General features: G+C 30.6%; 28 protein-coding genes and 2 pseudogenes. 26 read left to right on the top strand and 4 right to left on the bottom strand.

Annotated elements, in window-relative coordinates:
- Positions 1-9 precede the first annotated feature (9 nt).
- Positions 10-561 (bottom strand): hypothetical protein, encoded by a 552-nt coding sequence (locus Mjas_RS04230; protein WP_421078567.1) that lies wholly within the window; start codon positions 559-561, stop codon positions 10-12.
- A 77-nt stretch (positions 562-638) separates the two neighbouring features.
- Positions 639-1,061 (bottom strand): hypothetical protein, encoded by a 423-nt coding sequence (locus Mjas_RS04225; protein ID WP_421077233.1) that lies wholly within the window; start codon positions 1,059-1,061, stop codon positions 639-641.
- Positions 1,062-1,228: 167 nt separating this feature from the next.
- On the opposite strand from Mjas_RS04225, the gene Mjas_RS04220 reads away from it, so the two are divergent.
- The 10 genes and pseudogenes from Mjas_RS04220 to ilvE all read left to right on the top strand — a co-directional run bounded on the left by Mjas_RS04220 (position 1,229) and on the right by ilvE (position 8,367).
- Positions 1,229-1,771, top strand: a complete 543-nt coding sequence (locus tag Mjas_RS04220) for a hypothetical protein (protein WP_421078512.1) — start codon at positions 1,229-1,231, stop codon at positions 1,769-1,771.
- Between the two features lie 28 nt (positions 1,772-1,799).
- The gene (locus Mjas_RS04215) at positions 1,800-2,345 is read left to right on the top strand and encodes a hypothetical protein (RefSeq protein WP_421078511.1); all 546 of its coding nucleotides are present in this window, start codon (positions 1,800-1,802) and stop codon (positions 2,343-2,345) included.
- A 41-nt stretch (positions 2,346-2,386) separates the two neighbouring features.
- Complete coding sequence (locus tag Mjas_RS04210) at positions 2,387-2,908, top strand: hypothetical protein (RefSeq protein ID WP_421078510.1); 522 nt, start codon at positions 2,387-2,389, stop codon at positions 2,906-2,908.
- Between the two features lie 8 nt (positions 2,909-2,916).
- Positions 2,917-3,600, top strand: coding sequence for a hypothetical protein (locus Mjas_RS04205; RefSeq protein WP_421078509.1), 684 nt, complete (start codon positions 2,917-2,919; stop codon positions 3,598-3,600).
- Between the two features lie 17 nt (positions 3,601-3,617).
- The gene (locus Mjas_RS04200) at positions 3,618-4,067 is read left to right on the top strand and encodes a hypothetical protein (protein ID WP_421078508.1); all 450 of its coding nucleotides are present in this window, start codon (positions 3,618-3,620) and stop codon (positions 4,065-4,067) included.
- A 275-nt stretch (positions 4,068-4,342) separates the two neighbouring features.
- Positions 4,343-4,480 (top strand): annotated as a pseudogene (locus tag Mjas_RS04195) (zinc ribbon domain-containing protein); the annotation flags it as partial.
- Between the two features lie 143 nt (positions 4,481-4,623).
- Positions 4,624-5,748 carry a pyridoxal phosphate-dependent aminotransferase gene (locus tag Mjas_RS04190; RefSeq protein WP_421078507.1) on the top strand — a complete coding sequence of 375 codons (1,125 nt, stop codon included), beginning with the start codon at positions 4,624-4,626 and terminating at the stop codon, positions 5,746-5,748.
- A gap of 9 nt (positions 5,749-5,757) precedes the next feature.
- Positions 5,758-6,180, top strand: coding sequence for an RNA-binding domain-containing protein (locus Mjas_RS04185; protein WP_421078506.1), 423 nt, complete (start codon positions 5,758-5,760; stop codon positions 6,178-6,180).
- 86 nt (positions 6,181-6,266) lie between these two features.
- Positions 6,267-7,405, top strand: a pseudogene (locus Mjas_RS04180) (GTPase).
- A 98-nt stretch (positions 7,406-7,503) separates the two neighbouring features.
- Positions 7,504-8,367 (top strand): branched-chain-amino-acid transaminase, encoded by an 864-nt coding sequence (gene ilvE, locus Mjas_RS04175; protein WP_421078505.1) that lies wholly within the window; start codon positions 7,504-7,506, stop codon positions 8,365-8,367.
- A 25-nt stretch (positions 8,368-8,392) separates the two neighbouring features.
- On the opposite strand, the gene Mjas_RS04170 is transcribed toward ilvE, so the two are convergent.
- Positions 8,393-8,680 carry a TIGR00304 family membrane protein gene (locus Mjas_RS04170; protein ID WP_421078504.1) on the bottom strand — a complete coding sequence of 96 codons (288 nt, stop codon included), beginning with the start codon at positions 8,678-8,680 and terminating at the stop codon, positions 8,393-8,395.
- Between the two features lie 69 nt (positions 8,681-8,749).
- On the opposite strand from Mjas_RS04170, the gene Mjas_RS04165 reads away from it, so the two are divergent.
- The 4 genes from Mjas_RS04165 (at position 8,750) to Mjas_RS04150 (ending at position 10,926) form a co-directional block, all read left to right on the top strand.
- Positions 8,750-9,442: an SWIM zinc finger family protein gene (locus tag Mjas_RS04165; protein ID WP_421078503.1), complete on the top strand. Its 693-nt coding sequence runs from the start codon at positions 8,750-8,752 to the stop codon at positions 9,440-9,442.
- 127 nt (positions 9,443-9,569) lie between these two features.
- Positions 9,570-10,124, top strand: coding sequence for a hypothetical protein (locus Mjas_RS04160; RefSeq protein WP_421078502.1), 555 nt, complete (start codon positions 9,570-9,572; stop codon positions 10,122-10,124).
- Between the two features lie 12 nt (positions 10,125-10,136).
- Positions 10,137-10,721, top strand: coding sequence for a hypothetical protein (locus Mjas_RS04155; RefSeq protein WP_421078501.1), 585 nt, complete (start codon positions 10,137-10,139; stop codon positions 10,719-10,721).
- A gap of 4 nt (positions 10,722-10,725) precedes the next feature.
- Positions 10,726-10,926 (top strand): helix-turn-helix transcriptional regulator, encoded by a 201-nt coding sequence (locus Mjas_RS04150; protein WP_421078500.1) that lies wholly within the window; start codon positions 10,726-10,728, stop codon positions 10,924-10,926.
- 55 nt (positions 10,927-10,981) lie between these two features.
- Here Mjas_RS04150 and guaB read toward each other — a convergent pair whose 3' ends face one another.
- Positions 10,982-12,460, bottom strand: coding sequence for an IMP dehydrogenase (gene guaB / locus Mjas_RS04145; RefSeq protein ID WP_421078499.1), 1,479 nt, complete (start codon positions 12,458-12,460; stop codon positions 10,982-10,984).
- Between the two features lie 170 nt (positions 12,461-12,630).
- Between guaB and Mjas_RS04140 the strand changes: the two genes are divergently transcribed.
- From Mjas_RS04140 to Mjas_RS04085, 12 genes are all read left to right on the top strand, one after another.
- Positions 12,631-14,346: a bifunctional N(6)-L-threonylcarbamoyladenine synthase/serine/threonine protein kinase gene (locus tag Mjas_RS04140; RefSeq protein ID WP_421078498.1), complete on the top strand. Its 1,716-nt coding sequence runs from the start codon at positions 12,631-12,633 to the stop codon at positions 14,344-14,346.
- 35 nt (positions 14,347-14,381) lie between these two features.
- Positions 14,382-15,023: a MarC family protein gene (locus Mjas_RS04135; RefSeq protein ID WP_421078497.1), complete on the top strand. Its 642-nt coding sequence runs from the start codon at positions 14,382-14,384 to the stop codon at positions 15,021-15,023.
- 70 nt (positions 15,024-15,093) lie between these two features.
- Positions 15,094-15,822 carry a 1-(5-phosphoribosyl)-5-[(5-phosphoribosylamino)methylideneamino]imidazole-4-carboxamide isomerase gene (gene hisA, locus Mjas_RS04130; protein ID WP_421078496.1) on the top strand — a complete coding sequence of 243 codons (729 nt, stop codon included), beginning with the start codon at positions 15,094-15,096 and terminating at the stop codon, positions 15,820-15,822.
- Complete coding sequence (locus Mjas_RS04125) at positions 15,815-16,753, top strand: carbohydrate kinase family protein (protein WP_421078495.1); 939 nt, start codon at positions 15,815-15,817, stop codon at positions 16,751-16,753. Before hisA ends, Mjas_RS04125 begins: the two co-directional genes overlap by 8 nt.
- Positions 16,754-16,769: 16 nt before the next feature.
- On the top strand, positions 16,770-17,135 hold the full coding sequence (locus tag Mjas_RS04120; RefSeq protein ID WP_421078494.1) for a hypothetical protein: 366 nt from the start codon (positions 16,770-16,772) through the stop codon (positions 17,133-17,135).
- A complete protein-coding gene (locus tag Mjas_RS04115) occupies positions 17,084-18,274 on the top strand; it encodes a sodium-dependent transporter (protein WP_421078493.1) in 1,191 nt (396 codons plus the stop codon). Before Mjas_RS04120 ends, Mjas_RS04115 begins: the two co-directional genes overlap by 52 nt.
- A gap of 26 nt (positions 18,275-18,300) precedes the next feature.
- Positions 18,301-18,402 (top strand): MetS family NSS transporter small subunit, encoded by a 102-nt coding sequence (locus Mjas_RS04110; protein WP_421078492.1) that lies wholly within the window; start codon positions 18,301-18,303, stop codon positions 18,400-18,402.
- 388 nt (positions 18,403-18,790) lie between these two features.
- Positions 18,791-19,744, top strand: a complete 954-nt coding sequence (locus Mjas_RS04105; RefSeq protein ID WP_421078491.1) for a CBS domain-containing protein — start codon at positions 18,791-18,793, stop codon at positions 19,742-19,744.
- Positions 19,745-19,787: 43 nt separating this feature from the next.
- Entirely contained in the window at positions 19,788-20,684 is an 897-nt protein-coding gene (locus Mjas_RS04100) for a methanogenesis marker 7 protein (protein WP_421078490.1), read from the top strand.
- A 92-nt stretch (positions 20,685-20,776) separates the two neighbouring features.
- The gene (locus Mjas_RS04095) at positions 20,777-21,211 is read left to right on the top strand and encodes a hypothetical protein (protein WP_421078489.1); all 435 of its coding nucleotides are present in this window, start codon (positions 20,777-20,779) and stop codon (positions 21,209-21,211) included.
- Positions 21,212-21,219: 8 nt separating this feature from the next.
- Positions 21,220-21,462 carry a hypothetical protein gene (locus tag Mjas_RS04090; RefSeq protein ID WP_421078488.1) on the top strand — a complete coding sequence of 81 codons (243 nt, stop codon included), beginning with the start codon at positions 21,220-21,222 and terminating at the stop codon, positions 21,460-21,462.
- Positions 21,463-21,538: 76 nt separating this feature from the next.
- Complete coding sequence (locus Mjas_RS04085) at positions 21,539-21,817, top strand: hypothetical protein (protein ID WP_421078487.1); 279 nt, start codon at positions 21,539-21,541, stop codon at positions 21,815-21,817.
- Positions 21,818-21,833: the final 16 nt, after the last annotated feature.

Raw genomic sequence — 21,833 nt, 5'->3', positions numbered from 1 at the left:
ACAGTGTGATTATGATATTCCTTTCTTTATTAGTTCTTTACCACACTTTTTAACGATTTCATAAAACGATAATCCATAGTTGTAGCTTAAGTATTCGATGCAGTTTGATACTACCGCCATAAATCTAATGAATCCAATATTACTCTTTTCAGAAGTTATGTAATTCCCTTCAACTTCTAAAATCGATTTATCCCTTTTATGTTTTTCTTCTATCTTTGGTCTCTTCATATACTCGATTATAATGTTCTCTGCCTTCTTTTTATAGTTTGTAGAGACTAAATACTTAGGTTTTTTCTGATTTTCCATTTGCACAGCAACGATTTTAACCTTGCCAACATTTGGAATATTCACAATCCTATCGGATAATTTGAACTCTATTCCATTAATCGTCCTTAATTTGAACTTTCTTTTTTGAAAATCCTTTTCGAACAATTCTTCCACTTTAACCTTCTTACTGAAAAACTCGATTATAATGTTTTTCCTAAGTTTGCCAATGTATTCGATTCCCAATCCCTTACATCCCTTTAGAATTTTCTTTGTTGTGATAAAACTGTCCCCTATAACCGTCCTGATGTTAGTTTGAGATAAAAATTCAATGATTTCAATAAATATGTTTGTGGATTTTTTGTCGAGTGGTTTTATCGTAGTGTGAATAGTATAAAGCCCTTTTTTTTGTGATAGATACAGCAGTTTATTTGCTCTTGATATAGTTTGCTATGATTTTCGATGTAATTGTATCTAATACTACAACCATAAATATTTTCACTCCATCTTCTTAATAATGTTGAATCGATTATTGCAGCGTATTTAAATCTATTGTCATTCAAAATGTCGGGAAGGTTTAATAATTGAGCGTATAAGTAAAACTCTTCTTCGAAGAGTTTTTGCAAGTTTTTAACGATAGTTGTTCTGTGGATTTTTGAAATACTTTCTGAAAATGCTTTAATAGTTTTTATCGGCGTTAACGTTCTAACCAATGCAAACTTAGATAATTCTTCCGAACAGTTAAATCCTAAACTATTTATAGAATTAGTGAGCATATTACTTAATGTCTTTAGCATGCTGAATTCACCGTTTTTTAATGAGATATTTAACTACTACCTATTTCTATTTTTTGATTTTAAAGATGGTATTGTTAATTCACACTGTCAGTTAAATAAAGAAGTTAAAGATTGGCTGTTATAAGTTTTATTTGAAATAAAAATAAACTAAATAAGGAGGAGGGGCAATGGATTACTGGATATTTACATTATTTAGTTTATCAAATATTGTTTGGACATCATTCTCATTAATGTTTTTATTGATATTCCTTTCTATATTAAAAAGGAAATTAAATAAAATAAAATCAGGAAATAAATTATATTCTACAAAAATTAGTGTTTTTGAAAATATCAAATACAATTTTGAAAAAAATAAGTATAAATATACAATTTTAATAATTATAGGAATAATTTATTGGTTAATAATGCTTAAAATACTTTATATGGATAATATTACAGTAATCAGTTTCACAGTTCTTATTTTTTTACTATTATCCACGATATTTGCATATATGGTGTTTATTAAAAAATACTACAACATAGAAATATATGACAAAGGGATTATTTGGGATGATAAACCACTAAATTGGAAATCTTTTGATGGTTATAAAGTAAATAGAGATAAAATAGTGCTGTATAATAAACATCTATTAGGGGAGAATAATTACTGTCTGAATTACAATAAAGAGCTCGAAGATATTTTCAAAAACCACCTAAATGAAATAAAATAAAGTAAATAAAAAAGTGCAAAGGGGGATTATGGAACTAAATGAGTTGCTATTGCTTTTTGTTATTGGTCTTATTGTGAGTATTATAGTATTGCCAATTCTATTTTTAAAAAACAGAAAACTCTCTAAATCAGCAAAAATATTATGCAGTGCTAAAATAAACAAAAAAATGGATATAAAATATAGAAACAGAATTATTTATTTTATTCTTGCTGTAAATTTAATGATATTGGTTAGAAATATTATGTCTTCTGTAAGTAATGACTACATATCTATTTTAATATCAAATTCACTCACGCTGTTGTGTGTATTGGCATTAGTGGTTGTTCTAATTTTAATTAACCACAGTGTTAAAAAGAAGGAGCTCACCGAAGAAGTGCAAATAACCGATAAAGGGATTATGGTTAAAAATGTATTAGTTTATCCTTGGACTAATTTCAAAGGATATTTGAAAAAGGGGGAGCATATAGCATTGAGATTCAAATACCTTCATTGGATAATGGGGGATGTTTATCTATTGAATGATGATGGGAAGGTTGAAAATATTGTTAAAAATCATTTGAAAGAGATAAAATAAAAAATAAAAGTAAAATAAAACATTTTTGTGGGAGGGGCAAAATGAAAAACATTGGCATTGATTTTTATTTAACAATAATGATTTTGATAATAATATTTATGATGGTGGCTTATTCCATATTTTCAATTTTAACAAGGCATAAATCTAAAAACTGGAATTTAGAAGGAACTGCCAAAATTGACTTCATAGACACCATAAAAAACAATATAAAAAATAATAAATTGTTTTTCCCAATGTGGTTCATTTTTGTATTTTTTGTATTTAATAATGACTTGGTATATTTCGGAGCTCCGTTTATTGTCATAACAATTATATTTGGAATAATGTATTACATACCACCTATGCGGAAAAAACTATACAATCCAGAAATAAAACTATTTGATAAAGGAATATTTATTGAGGGATATGGACACCTAAAATGGAATAATTTTAAAGGATATTATAAGAAAGGAGGGCATATTTATTTAGTTTTAAGTTATGGATTTTCTAAAATGGTTCATTCTTTAAAATATAATAACAAAGTGGAAAATATTATTAAAAGTCATTTGAAAGAAATAAAATAGTGAGGATTATGGACAATAATGGCTATATCATGGCTTTTGTATTTGCAATTGTTGCAATCGAAATTTTATGGATAAAAATAAGTCAAATTAGAAATAAAAAAATAAAAATAAAAAATAGAGATAGTAAAAATTATAATCTAAAAAATCCAAAGGTATTGTATTCCATTAATATGAAATTTGATGAATTTTCTGGTTTTATTAGGAAAATTAAAAAGTTTTCACTTATTTATTTAAAAACAATTTTTTATGTCGCAATTTTAGTATGTATTATTTCAATAGCATTTGCTGGATACCTGTTCATCAATATGAATATTTCTTTTGAAAGTGCTTTAATTTTTATAACAGTTCTAATTATGGCGTATTTGGTAGTAGATTTCATAAAAGCATTTACATTTGCATATAATGGTATGAAAAACATAGGAAGTTATGAAATAACAATAAATATCTTAAAAGAGGGCATTCAATATTATAGCGAAACACTAAACAAAGATGTATTATTAAAATGGGATGAGTTTAGAGGATATAAATTGAAAAATAATTCAATAGCCCTATATGGAAATTCTAAAATTTTTTCAAAGATATTTGGGGCTAAATACTATCTAAAATGCGATAATGAAAAAACCGAAGGTTTATATTCAAAGAGCTTCAAAAACCTTGAAAATATTGTTAGAAGATATATAAGAGAGCTATAATATGATGAGGGGATAAAATGAATTTCAACTACTTACTATATAGTCCATTATTTATATTCATAACATACATCGTTGGAATGGTTTATTTTGCATTGAAAGACCTTGCAAAAACTTCAAAGCGTGGGAATTTGCTATGCACTCAAATATTAAGTTCTATTGAGTTGAATTGTGGGGGAGGTAGCGGAGCTCTGATTAACATGCTAAGGGAATATTTTTTATGGGAAGAAATGATTATTTTTGATTTCTTCTGGAAAAGAAAAATATCTATTTACGAAGGAGGATTATCCACGGGCATTTTATTCTACCGATGGGATGAGTTTAAAGTATATAAAATAGAAAATGGCTATATTCATCTGATATATAATTGTCCAAATATTATTAGATATTGTTTTTGTAGGGATTTTTATTTAAAATACGATATTAATCTTGAAAATATTATTAAGCGATATTTAAAGAAATTGGACTAAAAAGAGATATTATGTATAAAAATGATAAAAATTGAATATATAAATATTATTAAACTCTTAATGGAAATAAAAGAATATTAATTTATTTTTATTTTTTTATTTTAGAAATATGTTTTTATTCTATGTTAGTAGGTCATGCAAATGATATCCAAATTATCTCATACATTATCATAAGAGATAATCGGACATCATCTGCTTTATAGGTAGAAACTACCTAATGGGTGAGACCCGCACCCTCCTACCCGCTACTGGATTCGCGGTTTGCTTACAAATACATTACCTACAAAGCAGAAGAATACGGTATTAAAGTGATACTTACAGAGGAAAGCTATACTTCTCAAAAGTGTAGCAATTGTGGAATAGTTAGAAAGAATAATAGGAAGTATAGTGGATTATATATTTGTTCTGAATGTAAAATATTTATTATATCACCGATGGTATGATATGTAATGTTCTATATATAAACTTTTCAACAGAATATATACATTATTTGAGTAAATATGATTATTAAAGAATGAAAAATCATTGACTATATGTAAAAATATATGGTGATATTATGATTTCCAACAGATGCAAAAACATAGAACCTTCGGAAATAAGGAAAATATTCAACATGGCTACAAAGGATTCTATAAATTTGGGCATAGGGGAGCCAGATTTTGACACTCCCCAACATATAATAGATGCCGCAAAAAAGGCACTTGATGAGGGAAAAACACACTACACACCAAATAGTGGAATACCGGAGCTCAGGGAAAGCATAAGCAATAAATTAAAAAATGACAATAACCTTGATATTGGTCCAGATAATATTATCACAACCTGCGGAGCTTCTGAGGCGTTAATGCTGTCCTTAATGGCAATAGTTAATAAGGGAGAGGAGGTTTTAATATCTGACCCGGGATTTGTATCCTATAAGAGCTTAACCCAATTGTGCGAGGCTAAACCTGTTTCTATGAAACTTGATGAAGAGTTTAATATAGATATTGAAGAGATAAAAACCTGCATTACAGATAAAACAAAATGTATTATATTAAATTCCCCTGCAAATCCAACTGGAAAGGTAATGGACAAAAGCGAAATAAAGGCAATATGTGATATAGCAGAGGATAATAATATTATTATAATATCCGATGAAATCTATGAAAAAATAATTTACGATAAAAAACATTATTCACCTATGGAATTTACAGATAACTGCATATTAATAAACGGATTTTCAAAGGCATACGCCATGACTGGTTGGAGAATCGGATATTTGGCAGTTAATGATAATTTAAACAATGAATATGATTTAATAGACAATATGATAAAAATACACCAGTATGGATTTGCCTGTGCAACATCTTTTGCTCAATATGGAGCATTGGAGGCATTAAATGGAGACCAAAGCTGTGTTTATGAAATGGTTAAAGAATTTAGAAGAAGAAGGGATTTAATAGTTAAAGGATTGAAAAAATTATTTAAATTAACTACTCCTGATGGTGCATTTTATGTATTTCCAAATGTTGAGGAATATGGGGATGGAATGGAAGTTGCCCAAAAACTAATAGAGAATAAAATATTATGTGTGCCAGGTGTTGCATTTGGTGATGGCGGTAAATATAATATTAGATTTTCATATGCTACAAAATACGAGGATATAGAAAAAGCATTGGAAATAATGGAAAACATTTTTTAAAGGGATATTATGATAATCAAATTAAAATCTAGAATTAAACCAACAGAAGACGAGGAAAAAGTTATAAAAGCAGTGAAAAACATATTTAAGGATGCAAAAGTTGTTGTAGAAGATAATCAGCTAATTGGAGAAGCTGAGGATATAAGTAGATTTAAGGAGCTCCTACGAAGTCAGGCAATATTGGACACTGCAAGGATGGTTCTTGAAAAGGGAATTGTAGGAAACTCTACAAAATTCAACATAAACAAACAGGCGGCTTTTGCGGGTCTTGTTAATTTTGATAAAGACATACACGGTGGAATATTTGTAAAATTAATAGCTGAGGAAGATGAGGATTTAATGAAACTAATAAAAGATATTGCACCAAAAACAAAGAATGGAAAGATTATTGATGAAGATGAAGAAGAAGAGATAAACGATGTGAAAAATTAATCGTGCTATTTTATATTTTAATCTATTTTAGTGCAATATTATTTACTTGTTAATATTAATTTAAAATTCTATTTTATGGTGATTTTATGAGCGGTAAGAAAATTAAAAGAGTTCCTGCAAAAAAGATAGCACACAAAATTATAAACGAGTGCCATATTATTTTAGCAGTATTAGATGCGAGAAATCCAGAAGGCACGAGAAATAAAAATTTAGAAGATAAAATAAAAGAATCAAATAAAAAACTAATTTATGTGTTAAATAAAGCGGATTTAGTCCCTGTAAAAATACTTGAAAGATGGAAGGAGATAATTAAAAGTGAAAATCCAGAGGCATCTGTGGTTTTTGTGAGCTCTAAACATAAAAAGGGAACAAAGATATTGAGGGACGATATTAAAAAATACCTTCAATTAAAGGGCATTAAGGAGGGAAAAGTTGGAGTTGTAGGCTATCCAAATGTTGGGAAATCATCTCTAATAAATGCCCTAACTGGAAAGAAAAGTGCGGCTAGTGGGCTTGTTGCTGGACTTACAAAGGGAGAACAATGGATAAAGCTAACAAAAAATATAAAATTACTCGATACACCGGGAGTAATTGAACCTAAGGATGAGGATGAACTGGTGATGATAGGAGCTCTTAGGTATGAAAAAATCGAAAATCCTGTTGAACCTGCTATAAAGATACTGAAAAACCTATATGCATTTGATGAGAATATTGTTAAAAATTACTATAATATCGAGATAAATAATATAGAAGACATAAATGAAGAGTTTATAGAAAAAATAGGTAAAAAATTAAATTACTTAGGGAAAAACGGAATAATCGATATGAAACGAACAGCAAAATCCATAATAAAAGACTATCAAGATGGAAAACTTAACTACTATCCTGTGAAGGTAAAAAAATACGGTCAGAAGAGGGGAAAGATATAGGATTTATTGCAAAATATCTAGAAGATTTCCCATTTATTGATGATGCAAACAGCGTAATATCTCATTTAAGTGATATAAGTGAATTGTCGAGTATGAAGATAAAACAGCCAATAATTGGCTCTAAAAAGATAGATGATGTTGTTGTAATAATATCATTTGGAGAAAAAACAGCTGACAGCGGGAGAAAAAAAGTTGAAGAATATGCGAGAAACAATAACATATCATTATATTCCACAGGGAAGGGAAGGTGCGGAGGAAATCGATTATTTGTTGGAGTTGGAGAATCCGCTGAATAGTTATATTCAAATATATAATCTGATAAATTGGAAACATTTATATCTAAATAATTTAAATATTTTTAAAATAAAAATTTATGCTATTATGAGGTGAATTCATGAAGATATATTTAAACGGCGAATTTGTTGAAAAGGAGGACGCAAAGATTTCAGTTTATGACCACGGTCTTTTATACGGTGATGGAATATTTGAAGGTATAAGGGCTTATGATGGCGTTGTTTTTAAATTAAAGGAGCATATCGACAGATTATACGACTCTGCAAAATCCATTACTTTGGAAATACCTATGACAAAGGAAGAGATGGAAAAGGTTGTTGTTGATACTGTTAAAATAAACAATTTAAAGGATGCATATATAAGGCTCGTAATTACAAGAGGAGTTGGAGATTTGGGGCTTGACCCGAGAAAATGTCCAAAACCAACAATATTCTGTATTGCAGAACCTATGAACCCATTGCTTGGAGAGGATGGAATAAAAGTAATTACTTCATCAGTTAGAAGATTGCCTGTTGATGTTTTAAACCCTGCTGTGAAGTCATTAAACTACTTAAACAGTATTTTAGCAAAAATCCAGGCAAATTATGCGGGAGTTCATGAGGCATTCTTATTGGATAGCGAAGGATATGTTGCAGAAGGAACTGGGGACAATATATTTGTAGTTAAAAACGGCATTATAAAGACCCCACCAGTATCTTCAAGTGTTTTGAGAGGAATTACAAGAGATACTGTAATCGAATTGGCAAAAGAATTGGATATACCAATTGTGGAGGAGAGGCTCACACTACATGAGCTCTATGTTGCAGATGAGTTATTCATTACAGGAACTGCTGCTGAGCTCGTGCCTGTTGTTGAAATAGATGGAAGAGTTATAAACCACGGAGAACTGGGAGAGATTACAAAAAAATTAAGTGAAGAGTTTAAGAAAATAAGAAAAGTTATGGGAACAAAGGTTTATGAATAAAAAATATTTTACATCATCCTTCTTTTTATTTATTAATTATAATATTGCTGTAAAATAGAAACATCCAAATCATCATTGCTATGGCAATTAAAACAGATAATATTGCCAATGATGGAGAATTTCCAAACACTATTGGAATAGGACCTATCATTACAACGCCCGAAAACCCTACATCCTGTTTTTCATTGTATTCATTATATTCATCCTGCTGATTGTTTTCACTGGATTTGCTGGGATATATCATTCCAAGAGTCAGCACAAACAACCCGATAGTAATTAAGAACATGCCCAATATTACAAGGATGGGTTTCATAACAATAACCTTTTTTTAATGATTTTAATATATGTCGATATAAATTATTTATGTAGTAATGGGATATTTATGGATTATGAAAGCATATACGATAAAAAGATTATAGAAAGAGGAAAGGATTATTATAAAAATAATTTAGTTAAATTTTGCGTAAGATTTGAAAATAAATTATATGGTAAGGTAATGGGCGGAGATGAATATAATACAGTTGTAGATTTGAATGATTGGACTGGATTATGCTCTTGCCCTTATAAATATAACTGTAAGCACTCCTATGCATTAATTGAAGCATACAATAACAATAATTACATTGACGGGGATGAATTATTCAATAATTTAAAAAATAAATCAAAGGACGACATATTAAATGTTTTAAAAAATATAATTTTAAAATACAATTTATGGGATGAGCTCACCCAAAATAAAAACAATCTTGTGGAAAAGGGAAAATCCATTTTAAAACTTATTCCTATTGAAAAGAAAAATATATTTACCTTTAAGTCCTTTTTAAGAAATCAATTTTTAAAAAATTCCAAGGATGATGAATTGTTGGAGCTCCTAAATGAAGTTGGAGCTTCTGAGTATTTAGAAGCAGATGATAAAGATACCATCGATATTGTGGAAATGATAGTTTTAGAAATATTTGAGAGAAAAAATAAGGACTTAGCTGAAAAAACTTTGAAGCTCTCAAAGAAATATAAAAATAAGTTGTGGATTGTTAAGGAATATTATTATGATTATTACGGGGATGAATTTTATTAATTTTTATTTTTAATTTTTTTATTTTTATACTAATGAAAGTAAAATTTATATACCATTATGTAAAGTATATTTAACATAAAGTAAAACATTATTATCATAATTTATAATGATATATAAAGTTGAGATTATGGATATAAAAAATAAATTAAAACTAATAATTGCAATTGACATTTTAGCGGTTGGTATTTTATCATTGCTATTAAATGAGTGGAGATTGTGCTTAATTCCACTATTTGCAATATTTATGATATGGTTTTTAGGAACTGGTGAGGGTAAAACCGAGAAAATATACAAATTGACAGTATTGGCAAGTATTGGATTTATAGAAGGTTGTTTGGTAGTTTTTGATGTAGTGTATAACTCTATGGACATTCATACTACAATAATGGCGGTTCTGTGTATTTTGGTGGTTTTAGGTGTGCTTTATTTTTCAAAGTATGCTCCAAAGTATCCCTATGTTGAGGATGAATTTATGGAACATATTGCAGAAAAATCTGGACATTTTGCATTTATATCTGCCATTATCTTAATGATAACTGTTTATGTATTTTTATTTATATTATACTCCAATAAAATTACATACAGTGTTAATGTTATGAATTATACTGTGGAAATCATGTTATTAACTGCATTTAATTTTGCAATGTTTAGGAATTATTTATTTAAAAAATATTTATCTTAAATCGGTGGGAATATGGGCAAAAGTTTAAAACTTACATTGGGATTTGTTGCATCCATGATGTTTGGATTTTTTATATTTGCATATATTTCAAATAATAATCCAGATTTATCAGTTTCTGGCTCAATAATTGGCATTTTAGCATATTTTATAATGTATTTAATTGCAATGATTAAAAAAGGTGAGCTCAGGGAGAAATTTGGGGAATTTTACAATCCTTATGAAGTTTATATTCCATTTATCTATGGTGCAGTAATGGGGATTTTATATATATTTGCCCTGAGCTCCGAGACCATACAGTTTATATTTTCCGCAATTGTTTGCACGACTATAATAGTATCAATAACCCCTATGTTAAAAGAAAATCCCAATGAAAAAATCGACGAGTTAAAAATGGAAATACTAAAAAATAGTGGATATAGTGCATTTAAATCAATTATAATGTTTTTAGCAACTATTACGCTTTATAGTATATTGGCTAAGTATATCGCACTATATGGAGAAATGATAATTTCTGGAAATTCCATTGGATTATTGATGATGTATGCCCTTGCAACATATTATGTGTATTATGCTCATTATATCAAAAAATATAGTTGATACTATGAAAAACAAAATTAAAGTTTATAGGGCAATGTATGATTTAACACAGGATGATTTGGCAAAAAAATTAGGCGTTAGTAGGCAGACCATTATATCAATAGAAAAGGGAAGATACGACCCATCCTTAAAATTGGCGTTTAAAATTGCAAAATTTTTTAATGTTAAAATTGAGGATATTTTTATTTATGAAGATAAAAAATAAAAAAGAATCTCTTAAATAAGATTTAGAGTTTAAAAAAAAGAAATTATTATTTTAATTATTTATTTATCGGATAATTCGGAGCTTCGTTTGTAATAAGCACATCGTGAGGATGACTTTCTTGCTGACCGCTTTGAGTTATCAATACAAATCTTGCCTTCTCCTGCATTTCTTTTATATTTTTAGCACCACAGTATCCCATTGATGACCTTAAACCACCAATTAATTGAAATACCACATCTTTTACAGGTCCTTTGTATGGAACTGCCCCTTCAATTCCTTCTGGAACCATTTTAACATGCTTCATGTGGCTTTGGAAGTATCTATCAGCTCCTGCACCAACGCCCCCTGACATAGCACCAAGGGAGCCCATACCTCTATATTGTTTGTATTTTCTTCCGTTAATTGTAATTAACTGTCCCGGAGCTTCGTCTGTTCCAGCTAATAAGCTTCCAAGCATTACAGCATTAGCTCCCGCAGCTATTGCCTTTGCTATGTCTCCACTGTATTTTATACCACCATCTGCAATTACTGGGATATCGTGTTCTTTTGCAACCTCTGCAACCTCTGCAATTGCTGTTAATTGTGGAACCCCAACTCCTGCAACGATTCTTGTGGTACAAATACTACCTGGACCTATTCCTACTTTTAAGGCGTCAGCTCCTGCATCTATTAAATCAATTGCCGCTTCTTTTGTTGCTATGTTTCCTACGATTAACTTTATGCCTGTGCCTTCGAGCTCCTTTTTAAGTATTTTAATATTATTTACAACATTCATATTGTGAGCATGGGCACAGTCAATAGCTATTGCATCAACTTCTGCTTTTATAAGTGCCCGAGCTCTGTTTAAGTCATTTGGACCACATGCCGCAGCTACTAAAAGTCTTCCTTCTTTATCCCTTGCGGCATTTGGGTATTGTTTCCTTTTTAAGATATCCCTTAATGTAATCATGCCTATTAATTTATTGTTTTTATCCACAATTGGAAGTCTTTCTATTCTGTTTTCATACATGATGTTCATGGCTTCATCATGGGTAATATCTTCATTACCATGAACAACATTCTTTGTCATGGCATCTTTTACAAGGGTGCCCTTATTCTGTATATATTTTACATCCCTTGTTGTGATTATCCCTAAGAGCTCATCATTTTCATCAACAACAGGAAGTCCGCTGATAGAATACTCTTCCATAATCCTTTCAGCATCATCTACGGTGTAATCTTGTGATATTGTAATTACATCCCTTACAATTATATCTTCGGCTTTTTTAACAGCCATTACTTGATTTACCTGTTCCTCTATTGTCATATTTCTATGAATTACCCCAATACCTCCTTTCCTTGCAAGTGCTATTGCCATTTCCTTTTCAGATACGGTATCCATTGCGGCAGAAATAATAGGGATATTTAATTTCAGTCCTGCCAAATCTGTGGATATATCGGTATCCTTTGGCTCAACGTAGGAAGCATTAGGGACCAATAAAACATCATCAAAAGTATAAGCTTTTTTAGCATTATCAATCTTATCCAAAAACAAAATCTCACCTTTAAACCTTTTTTAATATATTATTTGAATTAATATATATACTTTACAACTAATAACATATTATATTTATTACATAAATGGTATATCATAAATGCAATGCATGAAATATATAATTTTACTGCAATTATAATTTTATAATTTTATAATTTTTTGGTGAGATGATGATTTGCTTAGGTCTGGAAGGAACAGCGGAAAAAACAGGTGTTGGGGTTGTAGATTCAGATGGAAATGTTTTATTTAACAAAACCATAATATACAAACCACCTGTTCAAGGCATAAACCCACGGGAGGCGGCAGACCATCATGCAGAGACTTTTCCAAAATTAATAAAAGAAGCATTTAATATAATTCCAAAAGAGAAAATAGATTTAATATCATTTTCCCAAGGTCCTGGATTAGGTCCAAGTTTGAGAGTTACTGCAACTGCTGCAAGAGCTCTATCCCTATCACTAAAAAAGCCGATTATTGGAGTAAATCACTGCATAGGCCATGTGGAGATTGGAAAGCTAACCACTGGGGCAAAAGACCCGCTGACTTTGTATGTAAGTGGAGGAAATACTCAGGTATTAGGATATACCTGTGGAAGATATAGGGTTTTTGGAGAAACTCTCGATATTGCAATAGGAAATTGTTTAGACCAGTTTGCAAGAAACTGCGGTCTTCCACATCCTGGGGGTGTTTATGTCGAAAAACATGCAAAAGAAGGAAAAAAATTAATAAACCTGCCATACAGCGTTAAAGGTATGGACATTACATTTTCAGGGCTTCTTACATCTGCAATAAAGAAATACAATGCTGGAGAAAAACTGGAAGATGTATGTTATTCCATCCAAGAAACTGCCTTTTCCATGATAACAGAAATTACCGAGAGAGCTCTCGCACATACAAACAAACCTGAGGTTATGCTTGTAGGCGGTGTTGCCGCAAACAATCGACTGAGGGAAATGTTAAATATTATGTGTAAGGAACAGAATGTAAAGTTTTACGTGCCTGAAAAACAGTTCTGCGGAGATAATGGGGCAATGATAGCATGGCTCGGACTTTTAATGTATAAAAATGGAAAAAAAATGAATATTGATGAAACAAAACCAATTCCAAATTACAGGAGTGATATGGTAGAAGTAAATTGGATTGAAAACGGCACTTGTGAGAAAAGAAGGATACCTGAGCATTTAATTGGGAAGGGTGCCGAAGCAGATATTAAAAAAACATCATATTTAGGATGGGAATCCATTACAAAGGAAAGGATAATAAAAAATTATAGAATAAAGGAGCTCGATGAATCAATTAGAAATAGAAGAACTATTAAAGAAGCTAAATTTTTAGCACTTGTTAAAGATTTTAATATTTGTGCTCCCTATATATTTGATATAGATAAGGAAAATAATATTATAACTATGAGCTACATAGATGGAAAACTTGCAAAAGAAGAAATAGAAAATGGAAATCTAAACTGTTGCTATGACATGGGGGTAATTATTGGAAAACTCCATGAAAACGACATAATACATAACGACCTCACAACATCAAATTTTATAGTAGGGGAGGATTACGATGCTAAAAATAATAACAATGATAAGGTGTATATTCAAGGGTATGCAGAATATAATCAAAATAATCAAAATAATAAGAAAGATAAAAAAATTAACAAAAATAATAAAGTCTATATTATAGATTTTGGGCTTGGAAAATTCTCAAATCTTATAGAAGATAAGGCTGTGGATTTGATTGTATTAAAAAAATCCATTCTGAGCATTCATTTTGATAGATTTGAGGACATATGGGTTAAAATCTTAGAAGGATATAAAACATATTCTCAGTGGAAAACTGTGATAAAGCATATGGAAGATGTTGAAAAAAGGGCAAGATATTTCTAAGTTATAGTAAATTTCCTAATGGAAATGGTGAAAGAATGGAATTTAACATTAGCTTCTTTATTTATGCATTTACCTCTTTGTTTATTATTATGAACCCCATAGGTCTTGTGCCATTATTTTATATCTGGACATCAAACAATACCGAGAAAGAGAAAATAACGCTGTTAAAAAAATCTGCGGTTGTGGTCATACTTACATTGGTAACCTTTGGATTTTTTGGAAAATGGATATTTGAATTTTTTGGAATTACAATAGATTCATTTAAGGTTGCAGGGGGCCTTTTAATATTAAAAATATCGTGGGATATGCTTCATGCCCAAATATCAAAAACTAGGCAAACTCCAAAGGAAAAAGAAGAAATGGTGCAATTGGATGATATTGCAGTAGTGCCCCTAGCAATTCCTTTATTGGCAGGTCCAGGTACCATTACAACGAGCATTATATTAATGGAGCATAGCACTACAATATATGACAAATTAGCAATACTCCTTTCAATATTATTAGCAGCGCTACTATCTGCGGTAATACTTTATTTATCAGATAATATCGCCACAATTCTAAAAACTTCGGGGATAAAAGCAATAGTAAGACTTATGGGATTAATATTAAGTGCAATTTCCATTGAAATTATATCAAGTGGGATTTTTGGATTAATACATACATCTGGATTGTTGTAAATATAGTTAATTTTATTTTCGAAATCATTATATAATATAATTATTTAAAAAGTATTTTCATGGTGAAATAATGATGGTGATTCCAGCAGTAGATATAAAAAACAAAAAATGTGTTCAGTTAATACAGGGAAACCCAGATAAAAAGCATTTAGAGCTCGACAATCCATTAGAAATTGCAGAAAAATGGATAAGTAAAGGAGCTCCGATGATTCATTTAGTTGATTTAGATAAAGCGATATATCAAACAAATACGAACGAAGAAATAATAAAGGAAATCATAAAGTCAGTATCCGTCCCTGTTCAGATTGGCGGAGGTATAAGGACAGTTGATGATGCGTTGAACCTTATAAATATTGGGGCAGAACGAGTTATTTTGGGAACATCAGCAGTTGAAAATCCCGATATTGTAGAAGAATTATCAAAAAAGGTTGGAAAAGAAAAAATAATGGTTGCTCTGGATGCAAAGGATGGAAAAGTTGTAATAAAAGGATGGAAAGAAAAAACAGAATACTCACCTGTTGAAATTGGAAAAATATTGGAAGAAAAAGGAGCTGGAAGTATTTTATTTACAAATGTAGATGTTGAAGGTCTCTTAAAGGGCATAAATATTGAACCTGTTAAAGAGCTTGTAGATGCACTCAATATACCAATTATAGCCTCTGGGGGAATAACTACCTACGATGACCTTTTAAAATTAAAAGAAATAGGAGTTGAAGGCGTAGTTGTAGGCTCTGCAATTTATAAAAATCTTATAGACCTAAGTGAAGCCATTAAAATTGCAGGTGATGATTATGAGTGAATATATGGATACCAATGAAACCAATAATAAAAAAATAATTTCTGTGGGACATATAGCACTTGATTATATATTTAATGTTAAAAGCTTCCCTGAACCAAATACCTCTGTTCAGATACCTTCTGCTAAAAAATATTATGGAGGAGCCGCCTGCAATGTTTCAGTTGGAGTGGCTAAATTAGGATTAAAATCAGGCATTGTTTCATGCGTAGGTTATGATTTTATAAACTCAGGATATAGCAGCTATTTAAAAAATTTAAATATTGATGTATCCAATGTATATCACTCCGATGAAGAAGAAACACCAAAGGCATGGATTTTTACAGACCCCCATAATAACCAGATAACCTTTTTTTTATGGGGAGCAGCTAAACATTATGGAGAATTAAATCCTCCAAATTTTAATGTAGATATTGTTCATCTGGCAACGGGAGACCCAAAATTTAATGTGAAATGTGCGGAAAAGGCAAAAAATTGTGGAACTCTGGTATCCTTTGACCCTGGACAGGATTTACCTTTGTATAGTAAGGAGGATATGGAATCAATAATAAACCATTTAGATTTCATGTTTATGAACAACCATGAGTATGAAAGAGTTTTGAAGTTATTGGATATAGATTCGGCGGAGCTCATGGAAAAAATAAATACCTTGATAATAACCTACGGTAAAGATGGAAGTATTATTTACCATGATGGTGATGAAATAAAAGTTCCTGCAATTCCTACGAATGTTATAGACCCAACAGGAGCAGGAGATAGTTACAGAGCAGGATTTTTAACCGCCTATTTAAAAGGATATGATTTAAAAGATTGTGGGCTTATTGCATCTTGCGTAGCTTCCTTTGTTGTAGAGAAAAAAGGCTGTCAAACTAATTTTCCATCATGGGATGATGTAGTAAATAGACTTAAAGAAAAAGGAATTACCAATATTTAATTAATTAAGGGATATAATGGCAAGAGAACTGTGGGGTTCCAATATAGGCTTTATACTGGCAACAGTTGGTTCAGCTGTGGGGTTGGGCAATATATGGAGATTTCCATACATAGTATATAACAACGGAGGGGGTGCATTTTTAATCCCTTATCTTGTAGCATTATTCTGCGTAGGAATATCTATAATGCTACTCGAATTCGCCCTTGGACATTCGACAAAAGGCTCCGCACCACTTGCATTTAAAAGACTGCATGAAAAAAGTGAATGGATAGGATGGTTTGCAGTAATGTCCGGATTTACTATAACAACCTATTATATGAGTATTATTGGATGGTGCATGTATTATTTATACAATCTATTATTAAATGGATTCTATTATTAAATGGATTCCCCACTGATTTTGGAGATTATTTTTTTGGAACAATACTTCAAGTTTCATCCAACGCTGGAAGTCTTAAAGGATTTTCCATGGGAATATTGATTTCTGTGATAATAATATGGTTAATCAATTACACCATCATCAAATCGGGCGTTAAAAATGGCCTTGAAAAAGCCAGTCGAATATTCATGCCTGCATTATTTATTCTTACGTTAGTTTTAGTAATAAGGGGAATAACCTTGCCCGGAGCCATGGAAGGTTTAAATTGGTATTTAACCCCAAACTTTAACGCTTTGTTATATCCAAGTGTTTGGATTAGTGCATTTTCCCAAATATTCTATTCGTTAAGTTTGGGGTTTGGAATAATGATAGCCTATGCAAGTTATCTGCCTAAAAAAGTAGATTTAACTACCAGTGCTTTTACAATATCCTTTTTAAACTGTGGATATTCATTTTTAGCAGGGTTTGCCGTTTTCAGCACATTAGGGTATATGGCATACAGCACGGGAGCTCCATTAAATGAAATCGTAGATAAAAGCATAGGTCTCGCATTTATTGTGTTTCCAAAGGCATTATCTTTAATGCCATTTATGGGATTGGAACTAACAATAGTGTTTTTCTTAGCACTTACAATAGCAGGACTCTCATCTTCAATATCTCTTGTAGAAGCTATGACTGCCGCAGTGATGGACAAATTTGACGTAAGTAGAAAAAAGGCTATTTCAGTTGTAGCATGCTTGGGACTTCTTGGAAGTTTGATATATACAACAAAAGCTGGAATTTATTGGATTGATATTATAGACCATTTCACAGCAGGATATATGCTTCCAATTGTGGGGTGTGCTGAAACGATTATGGCCATGTGGATATTTAAAGGAGATAAATTATTAAATCATCTAAATAATTTATCAGATATAAAAATAGGAAAATACTGGAAATTATTTGCAGGGATTTTAACACCGTTGTTATTGTTGTTAATAATTGGACTAGATATTATGAACTTATTGAAGGTCCCTTATGGAGGATATTCATGGAAATATTTAGGTATTGGTGCATCCATTGTAGGATTGGGCTTTTTGATATCCATTATACTCTCAAAAATTCCATGGAGCAAAAATATAGAATCGTGGATGAATTCATAAAAAAATGCAGTAAAAAAGGTGTCTAAATGAATAAATCTGCAATAATAATGTTTTTATTTGGTGCAATAATATTGTGGGGCGGTTCAGCATATTTTCTGTGGAAATTACTGAAAAAGCGTGAAACATGATTGTAAAACTTAATCTTTTGAATTTTTTCAATTAGGCGAAAAACCTTTCAGGTTTTCGTTGCTTGACAAAAACTCGAAGAGTTTTTGTAAGTCAGTGAATCCTTTGGATTCGCTTCGACATCGAAAGTTTTCAACTTTCGAAGCTTGAAATTGTGAAACAATTTTAATGCTCCCTTACTTCGTAAGCGAAAACAATAATTATTTCGATATACCATATGGAATTAATAATAACTTGATGTTTTGTAGGGCACATATTCATAATTAAATAATAATTTTCAATTATATTATTTATATAGGATAATATATATTAATTTTAACATTAATATTGTAAGAATATATTTTTTATGATAAGGGAGGATTAATTTTTTACAATAAATTGGTGGTTAATATGTTGTTTAAAAAACTTTCAACAGTAGAAAGAGTATATAATATTGGATTAGAGCAGAACTCACTATCGCATATATTTGATAATATTAATGTTTTTGTAAAGGAGGCTGAAGAGGATTTAATAAAACTTTACGATTTAAGGATTTTAGAAAAAATACCTGTTAAAAATATTATGACTAAACATATTATCACAATTAACAAAGACGACGATATTAGCAAATTAAGGGAATATATTGAACATTATAGACATATGGGATATCCTGTTGTAGATGAAAATGGAAAGTTAATAGGGGTTGTTACATTTAAAGATTTGGAAAAAACTAACAAAAAAACTATTAAAGATATAATGACTCCAAAAGACCAGCTTATATTAATATCTCCTGAAACCTCCGCATCAGAATCACAAAAAATAATGGCAAAAAATGATATTGGAAGGCTTTTAGTCGTGGATGGCAAGGGAAACCTTATGGGTATTGTAAGTAGGGGAGATATTGTAAAAACATACCGAATATACAGTGAAAAAACTTCAAAAATCCAGAAATGTTCCAGAATAACAAACTTTTATTTTTACGACAAAGATAAGAATTCAAAATTAAAAAAACTTGCAGAGGATTTAATAATATTACTTGGTGGAAGGGATTATATAGTATCTGAAAAAGATGACTATATAGAAATGCTAACACGAGATTGGGAACCTCTGGCTAAAATAATGAAAAGTGGGGATAACATAGACCATATATCTATAACAACCAAATCAATAAATATCTTGCAGATGAATATTATTCATGAAATTTTAAAAACCATAGAGAAATACGGTTTTGAAGAAATTGTAATCACGGACCATATAACACTTATTGATGAAAAATCAGCGATTCAAAGGATTATAACTGATGTAACATCATTCAAAGAAAGCAAAAAAACATTTGGGACAATTACCATCCGGTCTGATTTCTAATTATATTTCTAATTATATTAATAGCATAATCCTTGGTGGAAAAATGTATGAAATTGTTAGATATGAAGGTGGAGTTTATAAAAACAACATACTCAAAGAGTGGATTGAAGATGTAGGGGGGTTTGTAATACAGGAGCATATCATGCAGTTAGATGTATATATGACAATTGCATTACCTCAAAATGAAATAGAAAACTTTAAAATAGAATCCAAAAAGTATAAGGGAAAAGTCGTCGAAACCCCATTGGCTGGAACGGAAATCGCAGTGGTAGCTCCCAGTTTATCGAGGCATCACCTTCCCCACACAGCATGCGATATTTCAGAATATGTTAGAAGATTTGGAGCAAAACCAAACATGATAGGATTAGCCCATGGTGCAGGGAAAAGCATCAGCAGTATCAAAGAAAAAGAAAAAAGATTAATAGAAGAACACGATATTGCAGTTTATGTCATGGGGAATTTTGAAAGCTGCCTATTGGATAAAACCCATTTATTTGATGTAGATATCCCAGTTGTAATAACAGGAGGTCCTGAAAAACTGGACATACCTTATCCATATGTGGGAAATTTAGGAAGAAGAGCTCACCGACTAAGGCATAGTGAAGAGAGACAGGCTTTAAAAAAGATGGTGGATGAAATTACAAAATTGATTAATCGAAAAAGGGAGGAGCTCTCATACGACCCCCCTGTAATTCCCCCTGTTGTGTTGAAGGATGAACTGGAAAAAAAGGTAGATGAGATATTTAATATCCTTTCTCCAATGCCTGTTGTAACCCAGTTGGATGGTTTAAGAATAAAACTGGATTATGACACATACCATGAAAAAATAGAAAATGTTAAAGTTGGAAAATACTTATTAAAAGATATAGCATATATCTCAAAATCTGAGATGAAAAATTATATACTTGTTAAAATAAAACCAACTTCCGAGGTTGAATAATATAATATATTTGCAATTGTCAATATATTATTAATAAATATATGCCACTATTTTTATTATTTTTATACAATTTACAAGGAGGAGAAGAAACCATGGATGAAGCAAGCAATTTTGATGATGTATTAAATAATATTGTAGAAATTCCACTTCCGCCGGGAATTCCACAATCTGTTATAGTTAGAGTTATAGAAACTTGTGGAGTTAATTATGAAGTAAAAAAAGATGAATTATTTGATAAGGAGTATCCTGTGCTTTATGGTGAAAAGGAAAATATAGAAAACGCAAAAAGCTATTTAATATTATTCACCGAGGCAAAACTGGCATTGAGAGATATTGCACGACTTGCTAGAAGGTTTAAAACAAAGGTTAAAGTATATGCCGATGATGAAGACTTAAAACCAGTAATAGAGCTAATATCAAATGATATTACAAATAAAGATAAAATTGAAATTTTGGATGAGAAATTGGACTCAGAAGACTTTGAAACTATCGATGTTTGTGGAAAAACGGTTTATATATTTGTTTAAGGGATATTATGCACTATTCAACAATAGAACCGATTGTAGATGAAGAAAAGCTATTAATCGATAAAGGCTCTTTAAAAACAAAACGAAAATTTGCTTTTTTGCTCGAAGAAGGGGATTTAATTCTAACAAATAGAACTCTGGATGTAAATGAAGAAGTTGAGGTATTAATTGACTATTCTTACACAGAAAAAAGCAAACGGCCAAAGGAATCAATTAATATATATAAAATTAAAGAATTAATAAAGGAATAATAAAACCATAATAATAGCAATAATAACAATACATATAATACAAAACAATGAAATTTTAAAATCAAAAGGTGCAATTATGGATTTAGAAGGAAAATCAGCAATAGTCCATACGATTGGAGGAATAGCATTTGGATTATTAACTAACTACGTATATACCGCAGGTCTTGGGATTTTCAGCGGTATTGCATCATTGCTGTTTCTATTCGTAGGACTTATAATAACTGGACATATTACCGCAATGGTATTTGGTAAAGAAAGCCTAAGCCAAAAACAGTGGCTGGGAAGCGGAGGTGTTCCTTACTTTTTCACAGCAATTGTTTTTTGGGTTTTAGTGTATAATGGAGTATTACTTTAAAAATATAAGAAGGGAT

Origin of the sequence: Methanothermococcus jasoni (genome assembly GCF_049075655.1) — an archaeon.
Classification (GTDB): domain Archaea; phylum AGJL01; class Methanococci; order Methanococcales; family Methanococcaceae; genus Methanofervidicoccus.
The sequence above is the reverse complement of the archived record's forward strand: the minus strand, read 5'-3'. Positions and strand labels throughout refer to the sequence as shown.